The sequence below is a fragment of the Flammeovirga yaeyamensis genome, from assembly GCF_018736045.1.
GTDB classification, from domain to species: Bacteria; Bacteroidota; Bacteroidia; order Cytophagales; family Flammeovirgaceae; genus Flammeovirga; species Flammeovirga yaeyamensis.
In genome coordinates this window covers 4,482,933-4,507,883 of record NZ_CP076132.1, presented here as the reverse complement: position 1 = coordinate 4,507,883, position 24,951 = coordinate 4,482,933, and the positions used below count along the sequence as shown (strand labels likewise).

Here is a 24,951-nt window from a genome sequence, read left to right as displayed (position 1 = left end):
TTAATTGAATAATCATTCACTAAGATTATTTGGTTTTTACGAATTTTATAAATATTCAATGAAAAATTATCAATTTACTATTTTTAACGTATATTTTATTAAGTTATATTTGTAAAGAAAATTTAACAATTAAATCAAAAATTAATTTAAGATTGGTGGTTTTATTAAAATATATAGTATTGAAAAATAGGTAGTTGTTAATGAGGGAGACTGTAAATAAAATTAAGTAGGATGTTAATTTATAATCTATAATTTGATGTGATTTACAATTATAGATTTACATCCGTAAATTCTAATTATGCCTAAAAAAAATATTTTTGATAAAAAAATAAACTATAAATTATTGATAGTAAAATAATTATAATTAACTTATAAGTTTTTGAGATAAAATTTAGAAAAAAGCCTTGCAGAATAAAAAAATGTACGTACCTTTGCATCGCAAGTCAGGTCGATTTGCTCCCTAGAATCCCCCAGGTACGGAAGTAAGCAAGGGTAATAGGTTGTAGCGATGCGTTCCTGGCTTGTTTTTTATACAAGAAATTTTAAAAGAGGTAGATAAGCATTTAAGTTTTTTCTACCTCTTTTTTTATTTACAGTAAACTTAGAATTATACGTTTATAAGCTGTTAGTATCTAATGAATAACCTTCCAATATGTAGTTCTAAAATCACCCAAAATCATCGACTTTAATATCTTTTTGTTCTATAAATGGATTACACGAAAGCTGTTTTACTAAACTTTTACTAAACTCACTTGATCCAACAATGTAGTAATGGAAATCTCCCCATTGATGTAAGTATTCATTAAGGAAATTAGAATCTATTCTTTTTTCTTTTGATGTAAATACAGGGACATAATTAAAGTTATCCAATTTCATTTTTAAGAAATCTTCATGGTAAGCGGCACTCTCTTCTGTTTTGTTGGAATAGAAAAGATAAATTGGTTCTTTATATTCTTTTTCTTTCAACTCCATAAGAAGCGGTAATATAGGTGTAATACCAATTCCAGATACGATAAAAGCAATACCCTTTGTAGCATTTTTTACTGTAAATTTTCCAAGAGGACCGTAAATTTTACTGTAATCGTTTACAATTAATTCACTTATTGATTTTTTAAATGAACTGTTACTGTATCTCATAGTAAACTTAATTTTGTTTTCAGAAGGATGTGATACGATGGATAACGGCCTGTGAGGGACGTCTAAATTTGAAAAGGGCGGATCTATAAGTTCAAGAATAGCATATTGTCCAGCATCATAGTCAAAATTGTCTGGTTTCTCGTAGACTAATTCAACTGTATTTTGTGCAATATTTTTTTTCTCAATAAGTTTAACCAAACGATTATCTTGAACATTTGAGTTGGTTAACTTTTTAGAATTAATGGATTTGTCCACTTGGTTCGCACAAAGGAAACCACTGATTATAGCTCCTGTAAATCCACCACCAGGAAAAGTCCAAGCACCGGCGAAATGTAAATTTTTGACAGGAGATTGTAATGGATTTCTCCCCATTCCCGATTGATTAGGGGTTTGAGCAAAACCATATGGGGTACCAAATGGATTTCCTGTATATCTATTGATTGTTTTTGAAGTGGCTAATTCGTAGTACTCAATTTCATTGGCTATACCTGGTATATGATCATTAAGTCTATCAATAAAAATTTTAGAAACCTCTTCTTTTTTGATTTTATATTCTTCTGGAGATAAATTTTCCCAATTTTTCAGGTAATCAGCACAGCAGATCACTCCAAAGCTTTTGTTTTGAGGAGCAAGTTCAGAATCAATCTGGCTATAATCTACAAATACATAATTCCTTTCAGAATAATCACCATTAGCATTGGCATAAATCTCGTTGATATTCTTCACTGATGAAGAGTTGAAAAAAGTAGAGTAATACTTACTGCCCAGCTTTTTGATATCACTTTTAAAGCCTATGTAGATGCTTAATAAGGAACATGCAGGTTTTAAATGGTCAATCTTCTTGCCCAATTTTATAGCTTCCTCATTAGGTAGCATTTTTTTTACCACAGGCACAGCACAATTGGCTATTATTTTTTTTCCCGATACCTTTTTGGTATTATTAGGATTAAAAGCATCTTGGAAAACAACTCCTGTTGCGACCTTGTTTTCAATGATTATGTTTTTAACCTTCTGACCTAATAGTACAGTACCACTGTTTTCTTCTATAAACTCTTTAAGGTAATCAGATAGCTTTTGTGACCCACCTTTAATGAAATATCCTCCTCCAGAAATATAAGAGGTTTGAGCAGCCGAAAAATAGATCATAGACATGCTGTAAGGATCATCATGATAATAAAGTAAGTTGGCCTGTAGCACTAACTTCAGGTTATCATCATCAAAGTAATGATCCAACCATTCTCCTAACGTTTTTTTAGATGCTTTTACCACATTTGGATAAGTCAAAGGCATAAATGGCAAGTTTAAATACTGCTTCCATTTATCCACTGGAAAACTTGGTAATTCTGAGAGTATAGCATCCATGAAAAGTAGGAACTTTTCTATGTTTTTTCGTTCATGAGGAAATTTTTCAACTAAAGCATTTAATGCTGCATCATGACCGTGTGGAAGAACAAAATCAAGATCATTCGATTTGAAATTGTACACTTCAGGAACTTGTAATAAGTCTACATTCTTTTTAATATCAAGATAATCGAAAATATCATTTTTGATATCCCTTTCGTATAAACCATCCATTTCATGAAGGCCAACCTCCATGATAAAATCTTTTCTTTTAAAAGTAGTCGCACAACCTCCTATAACATAATGTTGTTCTAGGAGTAATACTTTTTTTCCTCTTTTACTTAAAGTAGCGGCAGAGACCAATCCTCCAAGACCACCACCAATGATAATTGCATCGTATTGTGGGTAAGACATCTTATTTAAGTTTGATATTTAGTTCAGTTAATTTATTTTTTTCGACGTTAAATGAAGCCTCATCAAAATTAGGAGGGGAAAATACACCAAAAACATTATTGGAAAAGCCATATTTTTCAGATGGTTTTCCAACCCAGTTAGTATTTAATTTTTTATCTTCATTTTCGTCATGCCATACGGCAATAGCGTATGTCCCCTCAGGCAGGTCATTTACAGAAATTGTAATTTCCGAACCATTGGGAGAAATAGAATATCCCTTGTAAAATTCATTAGATTTAGGGAATGTAGATGATGAATTATAAATACCTATTTCCACTTTACCTTTGGAAGATTCCAAACCGGAAATAGTTATTGTTACATCATCTGTAGGTATACTTAACAAGTGAGTATATATTAATAGGTTTAACAGGAAAGACATGGCGTGATATTTTTGTTTGATTGCAATTACAAACTTTCCTTAGAGAGTTAAAACCTAAAAGTTACGGTTGGGAGAAAATGGGGTGAGAAGGCCCATTTTTAGTATGAAAAGGGATGTTTTAGTGATGAATGGGACGAATGGGACACTAAATAAATAGAATATTTTACTTATAAATACTGATCAGCTCCTTAGAAAATGACCTAGAAACGGGTATTTGAAAATCAATTAAATCGATGTGGAGTTCATAGTTTCTAGCATTACCACTTACCCTAATTATTTTATCAAAATTAGCAATATAAGACCTGTGACATTGATGTACATTGTAGCTGTCATCAATTTGTTGAAGAGCTAATTTTAATGATAAACGAACAACGTCTTTTTTCAGTTTATGATCATCAGAAATAGAATAAATTTCTATATAGTTACCTTCTGATTTTACACAGATAAACTGATCTAAATTGTAAGCATAAGTTTTGTTGTCGGTTTCAAAAGTAATCCCTTTTTCTACTACTGCTTGATTAACTTCGTTGCTGACTAATTTACTTGTAATTTTTTTTGCTGCTTCTTCATGTTTATGTCTTAGACTTTTTTCTGTGAAAAGTATAAAAACAAAAATTGGAAATATTCCTACAGAAAAAGTAATACCTATAAACTTAATGTATGAGTGGCTAACATCGAAAAACTCTTTTCCAACAACGCTTGTATAGTACCAATTGACAGTACTAATCATCAAAGTGATTAAAAGAGTGAAAAATATAGCTTTACCTACTGTCCATTGATCTGCCTTAAAGAAATCTTTAAATAGTATTGGAAGAACAAAAAAGCAAAAAGCTACTGAAGAAAATGTAATAAGTCCGTAACCTAAAATGAATAGAGGTTTATAGAATGAAATGCCTGCAATGCCGAAAGGTTGAAACACACTTAAAAAGACAATTACAAATGCACCAAACAAAAAGGAAGCTAGCCATTTCGTTTTTTGATCTGTAATTAAAGGGAAGGCTGCGTTTAATTTCTTAAATAACATAATGGAATTAATTAGTACTCAAAAATAGTCAAATTTTAATATTTTGGAGTACTCGATAAAAATTACTGCTACTCCTATGTTATTAGTGAAAAAAAATCTAATTATCTCTATAACTAGAATGACCGGTTGATCATACAACCCCAAACAACCACCCCTGAAGATGTAATTCCTGTTTCACCTCCAATCTGCATTCTATACTTTTTAATGTTATAATACACATTGAACCAATACACTTGACTCCATTTTTTTGCCCAATCAGAAGAACTATTACTTTCGTCAATTTGATATTCAGAATGTTTCATGACCCAGCCAGCAGCCAAATCGAAACGACCTCCTGAAATCCAATAATATCCATTGTTGATACTGTAGTTATTTAATCCAGAAGTGATATCCTTATTAAATACTAGATAAGGCAGGAAATGCTTAGTTAGGTATCCATACCCAAGCGATAATGTGAAGTTGTTTTCGGTAACATCTTGATATCCGGCCCTGAAATTGACCATGTGCTTTTGGGTGATATTTTGCCATACAGATACTTGTTGTAACCCGCCCATGCCATAATAATATTGAATACTTGTTTGTGCTTTGATTTCGTCAAAAGAAAAGAAAAACAATAGAAGAGTGGTGAAAATGAATAAAAACCTTTTCATTTCAATGATAATATACGGTTAGAATGTGCTTAGTATAACAAAGTTAATTTTGATAGAATAATGGGGGAGTTTCTTCAGATTAATGAATGATAACACTAACATCTATTAACCTAAGGTTTAGTAGGTATTTTTTAAAAAAAGAAAAGGCTGTCAAATATAATATTTGACAACCTTCTTGGAATCAACTTAAAAATTTAAGTTTGATGTAGTTTAAATAAAATTGGTATTTATGACCAATGTATTTTTCGAACAATTACCTTGCTCTAACTATTTATGTTTTTTTCTAAAATCTAAAGCTTTAGAGAACATGATTCCCCAAAACCAAACTCCCGAAGAAGTCACACCTACTTCTGCACCCACTTGAGCCTTCATGTCAGTTAGGTTATAATAAACATCAAACCAATAACTCTGACTCCATCTGCTGTAAGTGTCAGTAGGAATTTCTGCCTGAGGATTCGAATACGTTTCATGCTGATTTAAAGTCCAACCCAATGCAAAGTCCCATCTTCCTCCAGGAGCCCAATAATAACCGTTGGTAAACGAATAATTATTTAAGTCTGAAGTGACGTCTTTATTGAAAACTAAGTAGGGTAAAAACTCTCCAAATAAACGACCATAACCAATAGACAGAGAAACATTATCCTCAGCAAAATCTTGATATCCTACACGGAAGTTTAATAAATCGTTCTCAGAAACATTCTGCCAAACCGAAATTTGTTGAACATTCCCCATACCATAGTAATACTGAACACTAGTTTGGGCGTGTAAATCGTTAATGGTAAACGAACAGTACATAGTTATTACTGCAAATGTAAGTAGTAGCTTTTTCACGTAAATTAGTTTAAGATAAATAAAACTTTATTCCTTATTAAGAAATAGAATGTTTGTGTATTAACAAATGTACGTGAGTGATAATTAAATAGATAAGCTTTAGATTAAACGATTGATAACATAAACATCTATTATACTGTAAAAACAAAAAAGACTTTTACGTATTGTTACAAAAACGTAAAAGCCTTTTTTAAAAGTTAAATTGATTTAAATTAGATGTTAAACAATTTATTCTTCCATGTATATATCAATTAAACCATCAGGTAAATTGGTGATCAATTGTTTCTTTTCCATATCAGCTTTAATCACAATATCATCACTAATAGGGATAAGAACTTCTTTCCCTTTGTAATGCATTTCAATTAAATCTTGTGCAGAATTGGTGTAGATCTTTTTGATCTGACCAAGTTCACCTAGATTGTTATCAACGATAGTAAAGTCAACTACATCGTGGTAGTAGAACTTACCTTCTTCTAATTCAGGTAGAGCAGCTAACGGAAGATACAATTGAGCATCTTTTAATGCTTCAGCATCTTCAAGAGTTTCTATATCTTCGAATTTGGCAATAAATCTATTGTTATGCATCGAAAGGTATTCTAAAAAGTAAGGAACTAGATTTCCTCTTCTTTCTATAAATACAGCGTCTAACCCTTCGTATTGAGTTAAATCATCCACATCACCAAAGATCAATACTTCTCCATTTAAACCATGAGTTTTAGTAATCTTACCAAACTCAAAACACTCTTCTTTAAGCATAATATTTTTGATTTACTTTTTTCTAATTTATTCTGTCATCAAAATAGACAACAATTGCAATTGCATATCCGATTTTTGATGATCGGATAATTGTTCGATCTCATGTACTTCTTCGACCATTTTTTTAGCTAAAACCATAGCATCCTGAGTAGATCTTTTTCTATTGATCATTCTGATACTATTAAAGCGTACGCCTTGAAGTAAAATACCGAACTCGGCTAATTGTACTTTTAATGAAGTCATCAAAGCACTGTTAATTTCATTAGAGTGTAATCGTAAAGAAACGCCATTAGCATTATCAAACGGATACATCTCTACTAAAGTTTGGGCTTTTTCTTTTGTGATGGAATTGACTGTTTCTTGAACATCAGACATTCCAAAGTGTACCTTAGCCGCATCTTTGATTTGCCAACGACATTCCACGTTAAGTTCTAAAGCAACACCATCTTTAGCAAAAGATTCCCATGGCCCAATATGTTGTACGTTATCTTTGAGGCTCGTCTTAATGATCTTTCTAAATGGATGAGACCAATAAAAACCAGCAACATTGATGGTACCTTTATATTTTCCTAATAAATTAATTAAGGCAGCCTCTCCATTAGCCACAGTAAAGTAACCTCTTAACAAGACAAGGTCTACAAAGAGAATAAGCATACTCACTGCACCAAGGTTGGGTAATGATAACACATATCCGGCAACTCCAAATAGAATTGTCTGTAGGATGATCATAAAATACCCCGAGAATCCTTTTAATAATTTGTCTGTCATGGATTATTTATTGAATTGATTCATTGTTCTTGATAAACCTATGCTGCAAAACGATTCGCACATTTGAACAGATGTATCGATTAATGTATCTAAATCTATTTTTTCGTCTTCAGTAAATTCTCCCAAAACAAAATCGATTTGTTTTCCTTTGGAATAGTTATCACCAATACCAAAACGTAATCTTGGATAAGCCGCCGACTGTAATTGGGCCTCAATATCTTTTAAGCCATTGTGACCTGCAGCACCACCTTTACCTCTCATTCTTAAGGTAGTGTAAGGAAGGGCTAAGTCATCAACAATAACCAAAATATTTTCCTTTTGGATTTTCAATTGATTTGCCCAATACTTTACTGCTTTACCACTAAGGTTCATAAAAGTGGTTGGTTTAATTACAGTAATGCTTCTTCCTTTATGTTTAAAATCTGCCACATAAGCCAAGCGATCCATCTCGAATTTAGCATCATGTTTTTTTGCGATAGCATCTGCCACCATAAAGCCAATATTATGACGCGTTTTTTCGTATTCTGGACCGATATTGCCTAAACCGACGATTAAATATTTCATTGTAAAAATTATTTTCTGATTTTGATTCGCAAAGATAGTTTTTTGATCACTTTTAATAAAGCGAAAGTACCAACGCTTTGTGATTCAGTTCGATTTGAAGGACTTTTAGAGAATCGTTAACAATTTTTGGCGATGAAAATAAATAAGCAGTTACTCTTTCATTATCATCTTTTATTCTTTGGATATTGTCTTTCAGCTCTAATTTTTGATTTTTACTGTATGCGTAAGCTTCCCAAACTTGCTTTGGAATATCTTCTTTTGGTGTTGAACAATCTACCCATACTTTGTTAATAAACTCCTTCTGATCAATTTTTAATAATTCAACCGGAAGCGTTCCACAATTAATAGAGAATATAGAATCGGATAATTGAGAGCCGATTCTGAATGCTTGATCAGCAATTTCGTTTTCTTTAAACCTTTTGATTTTTCTCTCCTTAATCTGTTTGTTCACTTCAGGGGCATTGATTTTATCTGAAGTTTTAAAACCACAAGCAGTGATACTAAAAAAGAGTACGAAAGTCGAAAGAATTTTTAATGTGATTCTATGCATTTTGAGTTTTCAAAAGATGATTTTATAAATTGCACTTCAAAACTAATAAAGTACACTTATCAAAGTGTAGTTATATAGCTTATTTTTTGATTAGATATACAATAAAAATTATTTCATAGATGAATTTGTTTTATAGAGAACTAGGAGAAAAAGGAAATACACCACTGATTATACTTCATGGTTTGTTCGGACAATGTGATAACTGGATGACATTAGGGAAGAAATTTGCGGAAAAGTTTCATGTATTTTTAGTCGATCAAAGAAATCATGGTCAGTCTCCTCAAAGCGATGAATTTTCCTATGAAATTTTAGCTCAAGACCTTAAAGATTTTATTGATCAGCATGAATTAATAAAACCTGTTCTTTTAGGACATTCTATGGGAGGAAAAACAGTGATGCAATTCGCTGCAAACTTTCCAGAAGTGCCGAGTCGTATGGTAGTAGTTGATATTGCTCCAAGACATTACCCGGTGCATCATCAAACCATCTTAGAGGGATTAAATGCCATGCCAATAGATACTTTAAAATCTAGAGGTGAAGCAGATAAAATTTTAGCCGAATACATTCCGAATTTAGGTGAAAGATCATTTTTACTTAAAAATATCTATAGAAAGAAAGAAGGTGGTTTTGCTTGGAGAATGAATTTACCTGTTTTAACTGAAAAGATCGAAGAAGTAGGTAAAGCATTGGATAGTAAATACCTTATTGAAGTACCTACCTTATTTATAGGAGGAACGGACTCTAATTATATTCAATCTTTTGATATGTCAGAAATAGATGAAAAATTTGCTTCCGTACAAATAGAAATGATTGCTGATGCCGGACATTGGGTACATGCACAGAAGCCTCAGGAACTATTAGAGGCTGTTTTGAATTTTATATTATAAATTACGTACTTTTACACTGATCACTGTTTTACTATCAATAAATACTAAGTGGAAGAATTCATACCATATAAACACAAGGAACTTTCAGAAGCAGAAATGCTTAAAGTGACACAAGAATATTTGGAGAAAATTTCTCATAGAAGATCATTAAGAGAATTTTCAGATAAAGAAGTTCCAAGAGAAGTAATAGAAAATATTATTCAGGCAGCAGGTGCAGCTCCATCAGGAGCAAATAAGCAGCCATGGATGTTTTGTGCTGTTTCCAATCCTGAAATGAAAAAGAAAATACGTGTAGCAGCAGAAAAAGAAGAATATGAAGGCTATCACGGACGTATGTCTGAAGAGTGGTTGGAAGATTTGAAGCCTTTTGGCACAGATTGGAATAAACCATTTCTAGAAAAAGCTCCTTGGTTAATTGTGGTCTTTAAACAGGTCTACGAAATAGATGAAATGGGGGTGAGACACAACAACTACTACGTGAATGAATCGGTAGGTTTAGCTTGCGGTTTCTTGCTTCATGCAATACATGAGGCAGGGTTAGTAGCATTAACTCACACACCTTCGCCAATGAACTTTCTTGCCAAAGAATTAGAAAGACCAGCCAATGAGCGACCTTTCTTATTGATCCCTGTTGGATACCCAGAGAAAGATGCCTTAGTGCCTAATATCGAAAGAAAATCACTTCGCCAAATTAGTCAGTGGTACTAATATAAGTGAAGAGTGAAGAGTGAAAAGTGAAAAGCGATTTGCTCTGAAAATATACTGAGTTGAGAAATTTACCTTTAAGTTAATTTCTCAACTTTTTTATTGATGAAAATTGATAATATGATAGAAAAACCCTCAAAATTATACTTTTCTTTAATTTTGAGGGTTTTTTACTGAATATAGTTGTGTCAAAAATCTACTAAAGTATAATTTCAGACATATTTCTGATTTATCTAATGAATAGTTGAAGGTTAAAATTCAACTGATACATATAAGAATCTAAAGTCACATCGAGATAAATTTTTAGTGAATTTACCTCTTACTTTAACACCAATCCCCCGCAATAAATTACGGGGCTTTTGATATGTACCTACATAGAACGAAATCAACCCTTAGTTTCTTAGTTCCTTACTTCTTAGTTAAAACGAGCGTTAGATTAGAAACTCCTAATTCCTAATTAAAACCGAGCGTAAATTTTGCTACCTGCTACCTGCTACCTGCTACCTGCTACCTACCTATACATCATATACACCGCCGACTTCTTCCTAAAAGCCTCTTCATCTTTTCTCCAATAGGGTTTTACATCATCAAAAAGATAGTTTTTAGTGAAATTAGTGCGGATAAGGTCGGTTCCACAAACTTTATCAAACATATTGAATCGATTTTCTTTACCAGCAAATAGATCTTTATCCGGATAGAGGTCTTTCAATACGGCTAAGGCATGAAATTGAATTTCAGATAATCTCACTTTATCATAATCGGTAATATATACCTGAACACCATAAAGCTTCTTGCCTTTTTTGTCTTTATAATAAGGGGTAAACGTTATTTGTCTAAAATGTACACCATCAAGATGTAAAGCATTTAAAGCTTCTGCATATTTCAATCCATTGATCCATTCAGAGGCAAATACACCAAAAGGAAGGGTGTAACCGATTCCGATAAAACTAGCTTCAAGTTCTCCAATTATACCTGTGGCAGGGTAAAGTTCGGCCGTTTGAACATTTGGAATATGAGGAGAAGACGGTACCCAAGCACGACCAGTATCTTGGAATCTCATAGAACGTTTCCAACCTTTCATTGGAATGACTTTGAGTTTACATTTTTTACCTCCTTTGAGCCATCCTTCATGATTCATCATGTAGGCCAATTCTCCAACGGTAAGTCCATAGATGTAAGGAATTGGAAATTGACTCACAAAAGAGAAGTATCCTTCCATTACAATATTACCTTCCACTTTTTTACCACCTAATGGATTGGGACGATCTAAAACAATCACCTCTTTACCATTTTCAGCTGCAGCTTCCATTACTAGCCCTAATGTACTAATGAAGGTATAAGATCGAACACCAATATCTTGAATATCATAGACAATTACATCTACATTTTCGAGCATTTTAGGAGTTGGTTTTCGAGTTTTTCCATACAAAGAGAATACATTTAAACCTGTGGTTTTATCAAGATAACTATCTACGTGAGCACCCGCATCTGTATCACCTCTTGCTCCATGTTCAGGACCATAAAGAGCAGTTAAGTTTACATTTGCTGCTTGATGTAAAATATCAATTGTAGAAGTGAAATTTATATCGATACCGGTAGGGTTAGTAACCAATCCAACTCGTTTGCCTTCTAAAGCTTTAAAATTTTGATCTTTCAGCACTTCGATCCCCACTTTTACATATGGGGTTTGTGCTTGAATGTTAAGTGTAAAAAACAGAAATAGAGTAATGTAAAAATATTTATTTAGCATAAGGGATATTTAAATGAGTAATCGTTAAGTGAAGATAGGGAAAAAATAGGTAGGAGTTAGGAATTAGGAGGGAGGAGTTGCGGAATTGACGCTCGTTTATTTAAGTAATAACTAATAGGGAATAGGGAAATTGTATTTTTGGAGATGGAGTATCATAAGCCCAGTAATTTATTGCTAGGTATGTGTTGTTTGAAGTAAGAAGTAAGGAATGGTTTTACGAACCATTTACACATCCTATTTAACATCTCACGTTTTTCATTTTTAACTTTTCATTTTTAATTTCCCATACAAAAAAAGCCCTCAGGTTTCCCCGAGAGCTTTTTATCAATTCAATTATATATGGCTTAGATGAAGTGGTAGCGAACGAACGCTTCCATTGCTTCATATTCTGCTAGTCCAAGTTGGTTGTAAAGCTTGGCTGTATCAGAGTTACGCTCTTCTGCACGTTGCCAGAATTCACGGTCGTCTGTACCTTGGAATACCACTCCGTCTTTTTGAGACTCGTGGAAGAAAATTGCTTTACGTTTGATCATCACTTGCTCTGGTGACATTGGTACAGCCATTTCGATTTCGTCGATTGGCCACTCGTGCCACGCACCTCTGTATAACCAACACCAGCAATCTTTCATGTAATCTTCGTTTTTCAACTCTTCAAGAGCAGCAAAGATGGCATCTAAACAAACGCGGTGAGTACCGTGTGGATCGGCTAAGTCACCTGCTGCATAGATTTGGTGAGGCTTGATGTCTGAGATCAAGTTTTTGATGATTTCGATATCTGCAGGACCTACTGGATTCTTACGAACTTTACCTGTTTCGTAGAAAGGAAGATCTAGGAAGTGAACTTTTGATTCAGGAACTCCAGTGTAGCGACAAGCAGCAATTGACTCGTCTCTACGGATCTGACCTTTTAACTGACGAACAGCCAATGAGTCGATATCACCTTCTTCTTTAGCATCAAGGAAACCTGTAATTTCTTTGAACTTAGAATTTGATTCTGCTGTATCGAATCCAAATTTCGCCATCAATGATTTTGAGAAAGTCGCATATCTACGAGCATCATCATCAGAAACGGCAATGTTACCAGATGTTTGGTAAGCAACGTGTACTTCATGTCCTTGATCCACTAAACGTTGGAAAGTACCACCCATAGAGATCACATCGTCGTCTGGGTGAGGAGAGAAGATAATTACACGTTTCTTAGCTGGTTCTGCTCTTTCAGGACGTTGTGTGTCGTCTGCTGAAGGCTTCCCACCTGGCCATCCAGTAATTGTATGTTGTAAAAGGTTGAATACTTCGATGTTCAAATCGTAAGCAGCACCTTTAGTTGATAACAAGCTATCTAAACCATTTTCGATGTAATCTTTGTTTGTTAGTTTCAATACAGGCTTACCTGTTTTGTATGCTAACCAAACGATGGCTTTTTTCATCATGGCTTGTGTCCATTCTACTTCACGAACTAACCAAGGGTTAGTCACACGAGTTAATGATTCAGTAGCACCCTCATCTAGGAATACTGATACATTATCGTGTTTTTGAAGGAAAGTGGCAGGGACTTGCATAGAGATGTCGCCTTCTACCATTTTTTGAACGATTGGTGCTTTACCAGAACCCCAAGCCATCATGATAATACGACCTGCTTGCATGATTGGCTTCACACCCATTGTGATCGCACGTTTTGGAACGTTGTCCAAACCACCGAAAGATGGAGCAGCATCGATACGAGTTACTGCAGCAAGTGTCACCATACGAGTACGGCTATTTTCTGTAGAACCCGGCTCGTTAAATCCGATATGACCTGTACGACCAATACCTAAGATTTGGATATCCAAACCACCTGCAGCAGCAATTTTAGCTTCGTAATCTTGACAGAAAGCGTAAACGTCTTTCATTGCCAAAGTACCGTCAGGAATATGGATGTTTTTCTCTTCGATATCTACATGATCAAAAAGGTTCTCTTTCATGAAACGAACATAAGAATGAATCGAATCAGGTTGCATTGGATAGTACTCATCCAAGTTGAAAGTGATCACATTTTTGAACGACAAGCCTTCTTCTTTATGAAGACGAATAAGTTCGTCATATACTTTAAGAGGAGAAGAACCTGTAGCTAAACCTAAAACAGCGTTTTCACCTTTAGAAGCTTTGTCGCGAATAAGGTCAGCGATTTCATTAGCGATAACGATAGATGCTTTCGCACTTGTTTCGAAAGTAAGCGTTTCTAAACGCTCGAACTCTCTGTCTGTCATCACCTGTTGGTTTAACAATGTAGTGGTCATAATATATTTTTTTATGTTGGTTTTTTACTCTTTTAATAATCAAAAAGAACTATAGAATCGGTCTCTTTTTCTTTTCGATGTACCAAAATTATGTAGAGGTGTAGATTGTACATAATAATTTCGATACAAGACGTTCGTCGATAGATAAACGGTTTTGATCGATCATAACGTTCCATATAGAGTGATTTTTAAATATCATTCACAATAAATTTTACAAGTGATTACCAAATGTGAATGAATTTATATTCTGTATTATTAAAGGAACTATTTAGGGTGTATAACTCATTACTGATAACGAAAAATGATCTCATCTTTAATTTAATAATTAAAAATGACCTATACATTAAGCTAAAATGAATAATTAAGGGTAAGTAAGAATAAGAATAGTTTTGTTCTTAGTGCAAAGGGTAAAGAATAGAATGGACTTTTTGGGTTATACTTGCAAAATTACTCCGTTATTTCGTTGTTATTTTCTTCTTCTTCCTCTTCTTGATGAGGGAAAATTAGTCTAACCATGTCAATTCTAGCCCCATCCATGGTAACAATATGGAATTTTAGGTCCTCAATATCGATTTCTTCATCAACTACAGGTATGTTTCTATAATGATGTAAAATAAAACCTCCAAGGGTATCATATTCTCCTTCTTCTATTTCCCAATCTTTCTTTTCGTTGAGCCAATCAATTTCATGTCGAGCAGTTAGAAGATAAGTATATTCATTTTCTTGAAAGAAAGGAAGTTCCTCTTCATCGTGTTCATCTTCGATTTCACCTACAATTTCTTCAGTAATATCTTCTAAAGTAACAATGCCCGCAGTTCCTCCATATTCATCGATAACAGACACTAAACTTTTCTTTTCTTCCATCATAAATGTCATCACTTCATCTGCTGCTGCAGTTTCAGGACGAGTAGGGATTTCATGGAGAATTTCTTGTATAGTTTCAGGCTTTTTAAATAACTGTCGAGCGTGACAGTAACCTACAATATCATCAAGGTCTTCTTTATAAACAGGAATTTTGGAATGTCCGCTTTCTATAAAGAGTTTCTTCAGTTCTTCAATATCTTCTTCAATATCGATAGCAACGATTTCTTTTCTTGGAATCATAACATCTCTCACACGGACATCTTTAAATTCTAATGCGTTTTCCAAGTAGGTTTTATCAATAGCATCTCCTTCTGAATCTTCTTGATCAAGTGATGCTACTTCTATATCTCTAATATATTGACTCAGATCGGTGAGGTTGAATGAATTTTGTTCTTCTTGAGAATGGAAACCAAATATATTTTTGATAGTAAACTGTGATAATTTTTCTACGCACCAAGTAATTGGATATAAGAGTGTGTAGATAACATTCATTGGAGGCGATGCAATATTTAGGAAAACATCGGGGTTGATCATCGTTAAACTTTTGGGTAGAAATTCCGCTGTTATTAAAACGACAACTGTAGATAAAATAGTTTGTGTAATTAAAACAGTGACTTCTACAGTCCCAGGATCCATGGATGGAAATTGAGTCATATAAAAGTTTTGTAAAATTGGGTCTAAAACTTTCGATACAAAAATACCATACATCACTAAAGCAGTGGTGTTTCCGATTAATATTGTGGTAATAAAAGTCGATTTATTTTCGAAAAATTTATTGATAAGACGACCTGCCAAAGAAAGCTTTTTTCTTTGTACCTCTATATGAAGACGATTCGCAGAAACAAATGCGATTTCCGTCGCCGAAAAGAAGGCGGAAAAAAGTAGACAAAGTCCTATGTAAATGATGTTTTCGTTCATTATAATTCTTAATTTCTTATCAAATATCAAAAAAAGTCTTGGAGAGTGACACTATTTTTGAATTTTTTCCTCACAATAGTACAAATGTATCTATATTTATGGCTTGATACACATCGCAAAATATGTTTGGACAATAATATGAAGGAATTAAAATTAGATATTCGCGTAGAAAAAGCTCAAAATTCTCGTTTAAGCGAAGTAGATTTTGACAATATTGCATTTGGTAAAACGATGTCCGATCACATGTTTGTCGCAGATTACCGCGATGGTGAATGGCAGGACTTGAGAATTGTCCCTTACGATAGTTTTCAACTTGCACCTGCAACGTCGTCTTTACATTATGGCCAGTCAATTTTTGAAGGATTAAAAGGATTTAGAAATGCTCAAAACCCTGAAGAAGTCCTTGTGTTTAGACCAGAAGAAAATGCAAAAAGAATGAACGTCTCTGCTGAGCGTATTTGCATGCCTAGTATCCCTGAAGAAATTTTTATGGAGGGTCTTCACCGTTTGATAGAAATTGATAGAGATTGGGTACCAAGCACGCCGGATAGCTCACTTTATATTCGTCCATTTATGTTTGCTACTGATGAGTTCTTAGGAATGAAACCATCAGACACGTATACTTTTGCTATTATTACTGCTCCAGCAGGTAAATACTATTCTAAAGCTTTAAGAGTTAAAGTGGAGAAGGAATTTAGTAGAACTGCACCAGGCGGAACTGGATTTGCAAAAGTAGCAGGTAACTATGCCGCATCTTTACTTCCAGCTAAATTGGCTGCTCAACAAGGGTACGATCAATTATTATGGACAGATGCTAAAGAGCATAAGTACATTGAGGAGTCAGGTACAATGAACGTAATGTTTGATATTGACGGAACATTCGTAACGGCACCAACTCTACCAGTAGAAGACACTATCCTTAGATCAATCACTCGTTTAACAGTAATCGATCTTATCGAAGGGATGGGACATAAAGTAGAAGAGCGTCATATTTCAGTGGACGAAGTAATTGAATCGATCAAAAATGGAAAACTGAGAGGTGCATTTGGTATTGGTACAGCTGTAACAATCGCTCCTTTTGCAGTGATCTCTAACGATGGTGAAGATTTCGATCTACCTGCAGATTATACATTCTCTACAGAATTGAAGGCCAAATTCCAAGGTATTCAAAAAGGAGAAATTGAAGATACGAAAGGATGGACATATAAAATCTAATTTTTATAACTCCATTATTTGATATTAGCTAAAGAAGCTGCTCTTTGTTTTTATGATAAAACAAAAGGCAGCTTCTTTTTATGGATTTCATATTACTTTATACTTATATAATATTGAATTTTATATAACTAATTGATGATGAGATGTGTTAGGTGTTATAAAATAACGTGTTCATCAAAAAATAATAGCGAAAATGATTCTAAACCGTATTTAAATTTATTAATTTTGTGATGAAATTAATTCTTACCCGACCGACTATCAAATATCATGAAGCCATTGCTAATTACCTTTCTCATGTGCTTTACCCCGTATTATGTTACACATCAACAGGGAGTAAAATGTCCACACGACAATCACTTCACTCAAAGAACAGTAGAAGATAGTGAAACACTATTCTATGGAGGTTTTCATCAAAAGTTTGACATCTCTAATTACTCTCCATATCTAGCTCGTTGTGGCAAATGCAATTTTCTTGGAACCGAAGATGATTTCAAGAAAAACTATTCCAAAGAAGAAATGGATTATATCCTGAAAGTATCTAATCAACATGCACATCAAAAATTAGATAACAACGCTGCTATTTACAGAGTGGTGATAGAGATGAAAAAAGAATTGAATCACCCCAAGATCGAAATTGCTGAGGTGATGTTAGCTGAATTGTTTTTTGAACTTGATCCCGAAAAAAGGAAAGATAAAATACCTGAATTACTGGGTTACTTAGAACACATCGAATTAGAAGATGGGTCTTATCAAGATAAGTACCACAGTAATTTGAGTTATTCTATAAGTCAATATAAACAGGAAGTATCAGGGGAATAGGTTATTTCTTTTTCTTCTTGACCTCGGGGTGAGCATCAAGATATTTATCCCATAAATCGGGTCTTCTAACTTTTGTTCTTTCCATAGATTCTTCTAATCTCCATTCATCAATTTTAGATTCGTGGCCAGAAAGTAAAATGCTAGGAACTTCTTTTCCTTTCCACTCTTTGGGGCGAGTATATACTGGTGGGGCTAGTAGACCATCTTGAAAAGAATCGGTTAGTGCTGATGTTTCATCTCCTAAAACTCCTGGAAGTAGACGAATAATTGCGTCTGCAACAACTGCAGCGGCTAATTCACCACCGGATAGCACGTAATCTCCAATACTTATTTCTCTAGTTACAAGTTCATCTCTTACACGTTGATCAATTCCTTTGTAATGTCCACAAAGAATAATAATGTTCTCACATGTAATCGAAAGATGATTGGCGATTTGCTGATTGAATACTTCACCATCAGGAGTCATATAAATTACTTCCTGATACTCTCTTTCTTTTTTTAAGTCTTCTATGCAATTGAAAATAGGTTCACACATAATGACCATGCCTGCACCATGACCGTAAGCATAATCATCAATATGACCGTGTTTATTCACTGCGTATTTTCTTAAGTCATGTACATGCACTTCAGATAATGATTTATCGTTAGCTCTTTGTAAGATAGAATGTGAAAAAGGACTGTCCAACAAGTTCGGAACACATGAAATAATATCAATACGCATAATTTTCAATCAATTTTTTTGATGATTTGAGTACAAAACGCCTCTAGGGATTACTTTAAATGAGATGTACTAACCTATACAAAGATAGAAACAAAGACAAAGATACCTTAGTGGAGTCCATTTCAATTCACTAATATTTATAACTTTTTGTATTTGTTGTAAATAAATGTTAACTTGGAACACTGTTAAATAATTATCTCTCCGATAACAACACATTATTATGAAAATATTAAAGTTATTATTAGCTACCGGGATAATTATAGCTATGTCAAGCTGCACTTCATATAAGAATCATGTAGCTGCAGGTTATAACCCAAATAACACTGAAAACATTTACCATTTGGTACACGAATAGTTTTAACCATTATCAAAAAGAAATTATTAAGTATGAAATGTTAATTATTACAAACCCTTCGTTGCATTCAATGAAGGGTTTTTTATTGTCTTTATGTTGAATGCACTTTGTTATTCAAAAAGTGTGTCTTTAGTTATTGATTTGTATGGTATTTTTCAACTTTATAAAAATTGTTATCAAGTTGTTAGTATAAGTGTAATTCTTACGATATTTATTTTAAGGATTAGCTATAAACCGAAACATCGCATTTTAAAAAGACAAAAGTTGTTCTCTTCAATCTAATCTGAGAGCAACTTTTTTAAAATCATTTTAAGCTACATCAACCTTCTACCATCATAAACTTAAACCTAATTAGCATTATGAAAAAAGTGAAAATCTTATTGAGTATCGTTACCATTGTTGCTTTAAGTAGTTGTATTACATCAAAAAATACAGTGGTTTTATCCGATCCAGACCATCCACATTCTATTTATGAGAAGGTGTATCATTAGTACAATTAATGATTACTAACACATATTTCTATAAATTACTTTTTAATTACTTGTATTAATAAAGGAATCATCGAACTTTGTCTACCTAAAGTATTTACACTCAATGAAGATATTTTAGAATATTTCAAGTATTAAAAAAGACAATATGCTTTTCTCGCAAGTTCCAGGAGCAAATGATATAAAGAAGGTATTAATTCATGCCGCACAGCAAGGTAAAGTAGCCCATGCACAACTTTTTATTGGTAAAGAAGGAGGGGTGCAGTTGGCTTTAGCTTTGGCATATGCTACTTATTTAAATTGTGAAAATCCTACAGATGAGGATGCTTGTGGTGAGTGTAAATCTTGTAAAAATGCGGAACGATTGATGTATCCGGATCTTCATTTTGTTTTGCCAACCGTATTGACAAAGAAAGTGACTAAAAGAGAGGATGCCACTTCCGATAAATTTTTACCCGATTGGAGATCGTTTCTTTTAGAAGAAAATGGTTTGTATAAAAATGTTGCCGATTGGGTAGATCATATTGGAGGAGATAACAAACAAGCAATGATTACTCGACAAGAGAGTAGACAAACTATTAAAGCCTTGTCTGTTAAAGCACATCAGAATGGTTATAAAATTGTTTTAGTATGGTTACCTGAATTGATGCAGGCACCCGCAGCAAATGCCGTTTTAAAAATATTGGAAGAACCACCAGAAAAGACATTGTTTTTTATGGTAACGAACGACCCAGAGAAATTGATAGTGACTATTTTATCAAGAACACAAAAGGTATTCGTTCCCTCACCTTCTGACGAACATATTTCTAAGTTCTTAATTGAACAAGGTGTTGAAACTGAAAAATCGAAAAAGGTGGCATTTTTATCTGATGGAAACATTAGAGAAGCACTTCGAATAGCATCAGATATTCCAGATCAAAGCGAGAGTTTGTTTAAAGAATGGATGCGTGCTTGTTTTAAACCAAGCTTTACTGAAATTATCACACAGTGGTCGGAAGAATTCAATAAGTTGGGTAAGGAAGGGCAGAAAAGTTTCTTCAAATTTGGTTTGACCTTGTTTAGAGAAGCCATGCTTATTAAAAATCAAGCAGATCAAGTGGTGCGTTTAGATGAAGAGTCGCACACCTTTGCTAAAAATTTCGCTCAAGTGTTAAGCGATAAAAACTTACCCATGCTGGTAAACAGTTTTAACGATGCTTGTTATTTTATCGAAAGAAACGGAAATGCCAAAATTGTATTTGTGAGTTTGTCGATAAAAGTAAGTCGTGCTTTCGGCCGAATTCAGTAGAAAAAAGTTCCAATTTGGCAAAAAAGTTCTTTGCTCTAATCAGTATATTTTTATATTTGTATAGAGAACTAGATAAACAACCCATTTTTCCTATGTCTTTGTACTATCTAGTACTGGAAAAAGAAACTCAAAAAAGTATTACATATGAACTTTAAAGAAGAATTTAAAAAATTTGCTCTGAAAGATCAGGGGATCTCTAGCTTGCATACGGATGCATACATGAGTAACATCGAAAATACTACACCTTACGTTATCGAGGAAAGAGAGCGTAACTTTAGACAAATTGATGTATTCTCAAGATTGATTGCCGACCGTATCATATTTATGGGTACTCAAGTAGACGATCAGGTAGCAAATATCGTTGTTGCTCAGTTGTTGTTCTTGGAGTCTTTAGATGCAAAGAAAGATATTTTGATGTACATCAATAGCCCAGGAGGATCTGTGTATGCTGGTTTGGGAATGTATGATACAATGCAATATGTACGTCCAGATGTGGCAACTATTTGTACTGGTTTAGCTGCATCGATGGGAGCTGTGCTTCTTGCAGGTGGTGCAGATGGTAAAAGAGCTGCTTTACCACACTCAAGAATCATGATCCACCAACCTTTAGGAGGTGCTCAAGGTCAAGCTTCTGATATTGAAATTACAGCTCGTGAGATTCAAAAATTAAAGAAGGAATTGTATGAGATCTTATCAACTCATACAAAGCAACCTTACGATAAAGTGTGGCAAGATTCTGATCGTGATTATTGGATGAGAGCACAAGAAGCTAAAGAATATGGTTTGGTGGATGAGGTTTTAACTAGAAAACCATAATTCGTTAAGTCGATTTACAAAATAATAAAGGTAGTCATTCATTAATTTTAATTAAATTAGTGTAAATGATTACAATAGAGAGGGAAATGCAACACATTTCCCTCTTGTTTATGCTAAGAAAGTGCAATTAAATACGTAAATTGCGTTTTCAATCAAAATTGAAATTTATCAGTTAGTTGACTGATAATGAAAGAAGAGTGTTTAACACTTTTTGTAAAAAAGGATAGTTAATAATAAATGAAAGGAAATTTCTGTTCATTTTGTGGCGCACCGAAAGATACGGTAGAGCTAATGGTTTCGGGACAAAATGCCCAAATCTGTAATAACTGCATTGAGCAAGTGCATCAGATCTTAATGGAGGAAAGAAAGCCTCGTAAACAAGATGCTGAAACATCAGACTTTACCTTAAAAACGCCTGCAGAAATGAAAAAACATCTTGACGAATATATTATTGGTCAGGATAAAGCGAAGAGGGTGCTATCTGTAGCAGTATATAACCACTATAAGAGGTTAAATCAAAAAGCAGATAATGATGAGGTGGTAATTGAGAAATCAAATATCATCATGACAGGTAATACAGGTACTGGTAAAACGTTATTGGCTAAAACTTTAGCAAAAGCGCTTCAGGTTCCTTTCTGTATTGCTGATGCTACTGTAATTACAGAGGCAGGATATGTAGGTGAGGACGTAGAAACTATTCTTACACGTTTATTACAAGCAGCTGATTACAATGTAGAGCAAGCTGAAAGAGGTATTGTTTACATTGATGAGATTGATAAAATTGCTAGAAAATCTGATAACCCATCCATCACAAGAGATGTATCGGGTGAAGGTGTTCAGCAAGCATTATTGAAATTATTAGAAGGTTCTATTGTTAATGTACCACCACAAGGCGGTAGAAAGCATCCAGAACAAAAACTTATTTCAGTAAATACTGAAAATATCTTATTCATTTGTGGTGGAGCATTTGCAGGTATTGCAGATATGATTGCCTCTCGTTTAAATACAAGACCTATTGGTTTTGCAGGTAAAGAGGATGATCTACCTGAATTGGATAAAGAACAACTTTTAGAGTTTGTTACTGCACAGGATTTGAAACGTTTTGGTATCATACCAGAACTTATCGGTCGTTTACCATTGGTAACTTACTTGAAGCCATTGGATAAAGATGCATTAAGAAATATCCTAACAGAACCAAAGAATGCACTAACAAAACAATATCACAAATTGTTTAAGATGGAAGACATCGAGTTAGAGTTTACTGATGGTGCATTGGATTACATTGTTGAAAAAGCAATGGAATACGACTTAGGAGCAAGGGGACTTCGATCAATCCTTGAAGCAATTATGTTGGATTCTATGTACGAAATTCCATCTAGCGATGAAAAGGTTGAGAAGTTTGTAATCGATAGAGATTACGCAACTTTAAAATTCGAAAGTTCATCACATGCAAAAAACCTAAGAGTTGCATAACAGGATAAAAAAATAAAGTAATAAACAGACAGCAAAACACTATTTTTAGTGCTTTGCTGTCTGTGTTTTAAATAAAATTTGTTTTATGGATTTTAGCAATATGTTTGGACAATTAAAACAAGTCCAAGAGAAATTAAAAGAAGCACAAGAGGAGTTAGTGAATGTAGTTGCTGAAGCAGATGCTGGAGGCGGTATGGTGAGATGTGTAGCAAATGCTAAGAAACAAGTCATCAAATTAGATATCGACCCTTTACTTTGTAAAGAAGAAGATAAAGAAATGCTTCAAGACCTTGTGATCGCAGCAGTGAACAAAGCAATTGCAGAAGCAGATCAAAAAGGACAAGAGCGTTTGATGAAGACTACAAAGGGGATGATGCCAAATATTCCAGGTATGGATTTTGGAAACCTAGGATAACAAACTTTTTTAATATAGTAATTTATATATGCTTCCCTACGATCAGGTTGCGGTCGTTATTTTAAACTACAACGGCAAACATTTTTTAGAACAATTTCTTGATAGTGTTATTCAAAACAGTAACAATGCGAGAATTATTGTTGCAGATAATGCTTCTACCGATGGTTCAGTGGAATGGTTAAGTAAAAACCAACCCTCTGTAGAGGTAATTGTTCTCGATAAAAACTATGGTTTTACGGGAGGTTATAACCGTGCCCTCGCACAAGTAGAGTCTAAATATTTCGTTTTATTAAACTCTGATATCGAAGTTCCCGAAAATTGGCTCACTCCAATGCTAGAGTTAATGGAATCCGATGATCGTATCGCTGCTTGTCAGCCTAAAATCAAATTGTTTTCTGAAAAGAAATATTTTGAACATGCAGGTGCTGCTGGCGGTTTTATCGATTATATGGGTTACCCTTTTTGTAGGGGACGAATCATGCATACATTAGAAGAGGATAAAGGGCAATACGACGATACTCGAGAGATTTTTTGGGCTACTGGTGCATGTTTATTTATACAGTCTAAACTATATCATCAAATGGAAGGTTTAGATGAACGTTTTTTTGCCCACATGGAAGAAATTGATCTATGTTGGAGATTAAAATCGGCGGGTTATAAAATCATGACAGTGGGTAACTCAGAAGTGTATCACGTTGGAGGTGGTACATTAAGCAGAGACAATCCTAAAAAGACATATTTGAACTTTAGAAATGGGTTATTTTTACTTTTTAAAAACCTACCTACCAAACATTTGTTGCCAAGCATTTTTATTCGAATGGTTTTAGATGGAATCGCTGGAATTAGGTTTTTATTTAAAAGTGAAATGGCTAATTTTCTCGCTGTAATTAAGTCGCATAGGGATTTTTATCTATCTTTACGCTACTTAATATGTCAGAGAAAGAAAATTCCTGAAAAGAGACTTTTTTTTGATCAAGTATATAAAAGATTGATCGTATCGGAATACTTTTTGAAGAGTAGAAAAAAGTTCTCAGACCTTCAAGATATTGAATCTCTAAAATAGAGTCTCTCTGGAGTTCGACGACTGACGAATATACTTCCTTATATTGATAAAAAAGTGAAGAGAAAAATAGAGGATAATAGGTGAGCCAAATGTAAATAATGAAGCATAAACAAAGTAAAGTCTAATGCTATTAGAAGAAATACTTAGTTTATTACCCAATTTAGAACATACACCATATGCTTGCTTTTCGATGAATCTTTGAATTAATCTAGGGGTCATAGTTTTATAATATGTTAATTATTGAAAATATTAATTTAAATCGATAGAGCATATTTTTTTATCATTTATCTTTAAAAAATAAAAGTAAATATACCTTTTGTGCTAATTTCACTCTGATAATCTACCTTTTTACTGGTTAAAATTCTAAAAAAAGTTAAGATTTGTACTGTAAAGATGAAATTTGCCTACATACGGGTAAATTGCGGATCTAGAAATAGAAAAATTT

24 protein-coding genes are annotated in these 24,951 nt (G+C 33.7%); 10 read left to right on the top strand and 14 right to left on the bottom strand.

Going from position 1 to position 24,951, the window contains the following annotated elements; all coding sequences use genetic code 11:
* Positions 1–666: 666 nt before the first annotated feature.
* The 9 genes from KMW28_RS17830 to KMW28_RS17790 form a co-directional block, all read right to left on the bottom strand.
* A complete protein-coding gene (locus KMW28_RS17830; protein ID WP_169662974.1) occupies positions 667–2,892 on the bottom strand; it encodes an FAD-dependent oxidoreductase in 2,226 nt (741 codons plus the stop codon).
* Position 2,893: 1 nt separating this feature from the next.
* Positions 2,894–3,310, bottom strand: a complete 417-nt coding sequence (locus KMW28_RS17825; protein WP_169662973.1) for a DUF2141 domain-containing protein — start codon at positions 3,308–3,310, stop codon at positions 2,894–2,896.
* Positions 3,311–3,473: 163 nt separating this feature from the next.
* Positions 3,474–4,334 carry a LytTR family DNA-binding domain-containing protein gene (locus tag KMW28_RS17820; protein ID WP_169662972.1) on the bottom strand — a complete coding sequence of 287 codons (861 nt, stop codon included), beginning with the start codon at positions 4,332–4,334 and terminating at the stop codon, positions 3,474–3,476.
* A 113-nt stretch (positions 4,335–4,447) separates the two neighbouring features.
* Complete coding sequence (locus KMW28_RS17815; protein WP_169662971.1) at positions 4,448–4,984, bottom strand: hypothetical protein; 537 nt, start codon at positions 4,982–4,984, stop codon at positions 4,448–4,450.
* Positions 4,985–5,251: 267 nt separating this feature from the next.
* Entirely contained in the window at positions 5,252–5,815 is a 564-nt protein-coding gene (locus KMW28_RS17810) for a hypothetical protein (protein WP_169662970.1), read from the bottom strand.
* Positions 5,816–6,043: 228 nt separating this feature from the next.
* Positions 6,044–6,571 (bottom strand): ribosome maturation factor RimM, encoded by a 528-nt coding sequence (gene rimM, locus KMW28_RS17805; protein ID WP_169662969.1) that lies wholly within the window; start codon positions 6,569–6,571, stop codon positions 6,044–6,046.
* A gap of 27 nt (positions 6,572–6,598) precedes the next feature.
* Positions 6,599–7,339, bottom strand: a complete 741-nt coding sequence (locus KMW28_RS17800) for an SPFH domain-containing protein (protein ID WP_169662968.1) — start codon at positions 7,337–7,339, stop codon at positions 6,599–6,601.
* Positions 7,340–7,342: 3 nt separating this feature from the next.
* Positions 7,343–7,903, bottom strand: a complete 561-nt coding sequence (gene pth / locus KMW28_RS17795; protein ID WP_169662967.1) for an aminoacyl-tRNA hydrolase — start codon at positions 7,901–7,903, stop codon at positions 7,343–7,345.
* Positions 7,904–7,955: 52 nt separating this feature from the next.
* The gene (locus KMW28_RS17790; protein WP_066212270.1) at positions 7,956–8,453 is read right to left on the bottom strand and encodes a hypothetical protein; all 498 of its coding nucleotides are present in this window, start codon (positions 8,451–8,453) and stop codon (positions 7,956–7,958) included.
* 119 nt (positions 8,454–8,572) lie between these two features.
* Here KMW28_RS17790 and KMW28_RS17785 point away from each other — a divergent pair, with 119 nt between their 5' ends.
* Entirely contained in the window at positions 8,573–9,340 is a 768-nt protein-coding gene (locus KMW28_RS17785) for an alpha/beta fold hydrolase (RefSeq protein WP_169662966.1), read from the top strand.
* A 48-nt stretch (positions 9,341–9,388) separates the two neighbouring features.
* The gene (locus KMW28_RS17780; protein WP_066212275.1) at positions 9,389–10,048 is read left to right on the top strand and encodes a nitroreductase family protein; all 660 of its coding nucleotides are present in this window, start codon (positions 9,389–9,391) and stop codon (positions 10,046–10,048) included.
* Between the two features lie 508 nt (positions 10,049–10,556).
* On the opposite strand, the gene KMW28_RS17775 is transcribed toward KMW28_RS17780, so the two are convergent.
* The 3 genes from KMW28_RS17775 to KMW28_RS17765 form a co-directional block, all read right to left on the bottom strand.
* Positions 10,557–11,795 (bottom strand): exo-beta-N-acetylmuramidase NamZ family protein, encoded by a 1,239-nt coding sequence (locus KMW28_RS17775; RefSeq protein WP_169662965.1) that lies wholly within the window; start codon positions 11,793–11,795, stop codon positions 10,557–10,559.
* A gap of 344 nt (positions 11,796–12,139) precedes the next feature.
* Positions 12,140–14,071, bottom strand: a complete 1,932-nt coding sequence (nagB, locus tag KMW28_RS17770) for a glucosamine-6-phosphate deaminase (RefSeq protein WP_169662964.1) — start codon at positions 14,069–14,071, stop codon at positions 12,140–12,142.
* Positions 14,072–14,518: 447 nt separating this feature from the next.
* Positions 14,519–15,853, bottom strand: a complete 1,335-nt coding sequence (locus tag KMW28_RS17765; RefSeq protein ID WP_169662963.1) for a hemolysin family protein — start codon at positions 15,851–15,853, stop codon at positions 14,519–14,521.
* A gap of 138 nt (positions 15,854–15,991) precedes the next feature.
* Here KMW28_RS17765 and KMW28_RS17760 point away from each other — a divergent pair, with 138 nt between their 5' ends.
* Positions 15,992–17,068 (top strand): branched-chain amino acid aminotransferase, encoded by a 1,077-nt coding sequence (locus KMW28_RS17760; RefSeq protein WP_066212280.1) that lies wholly within the window; start codon positions 15,992–15,994, stop codon positions 17,066–17,068.
* A gap of 267 nt (positions 17,069–17,335) precedes the next feature.
* On the top strand, positions 17,336–17,887 hold the full coding sequence (locus KMW28_RS17755; protein ID WP_169662962.1) for a hypothetical protein: 552 nt from the start codon (positions 17,336–17,338) through the stop codon (positions 17,885–17,887).
* 1 nt (position 17,888) lies between these two features.
* On the opposite strand, the gene trmD is transcribed toward KMW28_RS17755, so the two are convergent.
* Positions 17,889–18,608 carry a tRNA (guanosine(37)-N1)-methyltransferase TrmD gene (gene trmD, locus KMW28_RS17750; protein ID WP_169662961.1) on the bottom strand — a complete coding sequence of 240 codons (720 nt, stop codon included), beginning with the start codon at positions 18,606–18,608 and terminating at the stop codon, positions 17,889–17,891.
* A 714-nt stretch (positions 18,609–19,322) separates the two neighbouring features.
* On the opposite strand from trmD, the gene KMW28_RS28590 reads away from it, so the two are divergent.
* The 6 genes from KMW28_RS28590 (at position 19,323) to KMW28_RS17725 (ending at position 24,506) form a co-directional block, all read left to right on the top strand.
* Complete coding sequence (locus KMW28_RS28590; RefSeq protein ID WP_260157739.1) at positions 19,323–19,454, top strand: hypothetical protein; 132 nt, start codon at positions 19,323–19,325, stop codon at positions 19,452–19,454.
* A 145-nt stretch (positions 19,455–19,599) separates the two neighbouring features.
* Complete coding sequence (locus tag KMW28_RS17745; RefSeq protein ID WP_066212288.1) at positions 19,600–20,739, top strand: DNA polymerase III subunit; 1,140 nt, start codon at positions 19,600–19,602, stop codon at positions 20,737–20,739.
* Positions 20,740–20,883: 144 nt separating this feature from the next.
* A complete protein-coding gene (locus KMW28_RS17740; RefSeq protein WP_066212289.1) occupies positions 20,884–21,555 on the top strand; it encodes a ClpP family protease in 672 nt (223 codons plus the stop codon).
* 237 nt (positions 21,556–21,792) lie between these two features.
* Entirely contained in the window at positions 21,793–23,028 is a 1,236-nt protein-coding gene (clpX, locus tag KMW28_RS17735; protein WP_066212290.1) for an ATP-dependent Clp protease ATP-binding subunit ClpX, read from the top strand.
* An 85-nt stretch (positions 23,029–23,113) separates the two neighbouring features.
* A complete protein-coding gene (locus KMW28_RS17730; protein WP_066212292.1) occupies positions 23,114–23,443 on the top strand; it encodes a YbaB/EbfC family nucleoid-associated protein in 330 nt (109 codons plus the stop codon).
* Between the two features lie 28 nt (positions 23,444–23,471).
* Positions 23,472–24,506, top strand: coding sequence for a glycosyltransferase family 2 protein (locus KMW28_RS17725; protein ID WP_169662960.1), 1,035 nt, complete (start codon positions 23,472–23,474; stop codon positions 24,504–24,506).
* Here the strand turns inward: KMW28_RS17725 and KMW28_RS17720 are convergent.
* The gene (locus tag KMW28_RS17720) at positions 24,498–24,725 is read right to left on the bottom strand and encodes a PspC domain-containing protein (RefSeq protein ID WP_084005965.1); all 228 of its coding nucleotides are present in this window, start codon (positions 24,723–24,725) and stop codon (positions 24,498–24,500) included. The two genes, KMW28_RS17725 and KMW28_RS17720, sit on opposite strands and share 9 nt — an antisense overlap.
* Positions 24,726–24,951 lie beyond the last annotated feature (226 nt).

What these genes read in the sequence shown, in the direction of transcription:
- KMW28_RS17760 (WP_066212280.1), top strand. Translation starts at nt 15,992, where the DNA reads ATGAAGGAATTAAAATTAGATATTCGCGTAGAAAAAGCTCAAAATTCT.
- rimM (WP_169662969.1), bottom strand. Translation starts at nt 6,571, where the DNA reads ATGCTTAAAGAAGAGTGTTTTGAGTTTGGTAAGATTACTAAAACTCAT.
- KMW28_RS17830 (WP_169662974.1), bottom strand. Translation starts at nt 2,892, where the DNA reads ATGTCTTACCCACAATACGATGCAATTATCATTGGTGGTGGTCTTGGA.
- KMW28_RS17785 (WP_169662966.1), top strand. Translation starts at nt 8,573, where the DNA reads ATGAATTTGTTTTATAGAGAACTAGGAGAAAAAGGAAATACACCACTG.
- KMW28_RS17740 (WP_066212289.1), top strand. Translation starts at nt 20,884, where the DNA reads ATGAACTTTAAAGAAGAATTTAAAAAATTTGCTCTGAAAGATCAGGGG.
- KMW28_RS17775 (WP_169662965.1), bottom strand. Translation starts at nt 11,795, where the DNA reads ATGCTAAATAAATATTTTTACATTACTCTATTTCTGTTTTTTACACTT.
- KMW28_RS17790 (WP_066212270.1), bottom strand. Translation starts at nt 8,453, where the DNA reads ATGCATAGAATCACATTAAAAATTCTTTCGACTTTCGTACTCTTTTTT.
- KMW28_RS17815 (WP_169662971.1), bottom strand. Translation starts at nt 4,984, where the DNA reads ATGAAAAGGTTTTTATTCATTTTCACCACTCTTCTATTGTTTTTCTTT.
- KMW28_RS17755 (WP_169662962.1), top strand. Translation starts at nt 17,336, where the DNA reads ATGAAGCCATTGCTAATTACCTTTCTCATGTGCTTTACCCCGTATTAT.
- KMW28_RS17745 (WP_066212288.1), top strand. Translation starts at nt 19,600, where the DNA reads ATGCTTTTCTCGCAAGTTCCAGGAGCAAATGATATAAAGAAGGTATTA.
- KMW28_RS28590 (WP_260157739.1), top strand. Translation starts at nt 19,323, where the DNA reads ATGAAAAAAGTGAAAATCTTATTGAGTATCGTTACCATTGTTGCTTTA.
- KMW28_RS17820 (WP_169662972.1), bottom strand. Translation starts at nt 4,334, where the DNA reads ATGTTATTTAAGAAATTAAACGCAGCCTTCCCTTTAATTACAGATCAA.
- nagB (WP_169662964.1), bottom strand. Translation starts at nt 14,071, where the DNA reads ATGACCACTACATTGTTAAACCAACAGGTGATGACAGACAGAGAGTTC.
- KMW28_RS17825 (WP_169662973.1), bottom strand. Translation starts at nt 3,310, where the DNA reads ATGTCTTTCCTGTTAAACCTATTAATATATACTCACTTGTTAAGTATA.
- KMW28_RS17800 (WP_169662968.1), bottom strand. Translation starts at nt 7,339, where the DNA reads ATGACAGACAAATTATTAAAAGGATTCTCGGGGTATTTTATGATCATC.
- pth (WP_169662967.1), bottom strand. Translation starts at nt 7,903, where the DNA reads ATGAAATATTTAATCGTCGGTTTAGGCAATATCGGTCCAGAATACGAA.
- KMW28_RS17720 (WP_084005965.1), bottom strand. Translation starts at nt 24,725, where the DNA reads ATGACCCCTAGATTAATTCAAAGATTCATCGAAAAGCAAGCATATGGT.
- KMW28_RS17725 (WP_169662960.1), top strand. Translation starts at nt 23,472, where the DNA reads ATGCTTCCCTACGATCAGGTTGCGGTCGTTATTTTAAACTACAACGGC.
- trmD (WP_169662961.1), bottom strand. Translation starts at nt 18,608, where the DNA reads ATGCGTATTGATATTATTTCATGTGTTCCGAACTTGTTGGACAGTCCT.
- KMW28_RS17730 (WP_066212292.1), top strand. Translation starts at nt 23,114, where the DNA reads ATGGATTTTAGCAATATGTTTGGACAATTAAAACAAGTCCAAGAGAAA.
- KMW28_RS17765 (WP_169662963.1), bottom strand. Translation starts at nt 15,853, where the DNA reads ATGAACGAAAACATCATTTACATAGGACTTTGTCTACTTTTTTCCGCC.
- clpX (WP_066212290.1), top strand. Translation starts at nt 21,793, where the DNA reads ATGAAAGGAAATTTCTGTTCATTTTGTGGCGCACCGAAAGATACGGTA.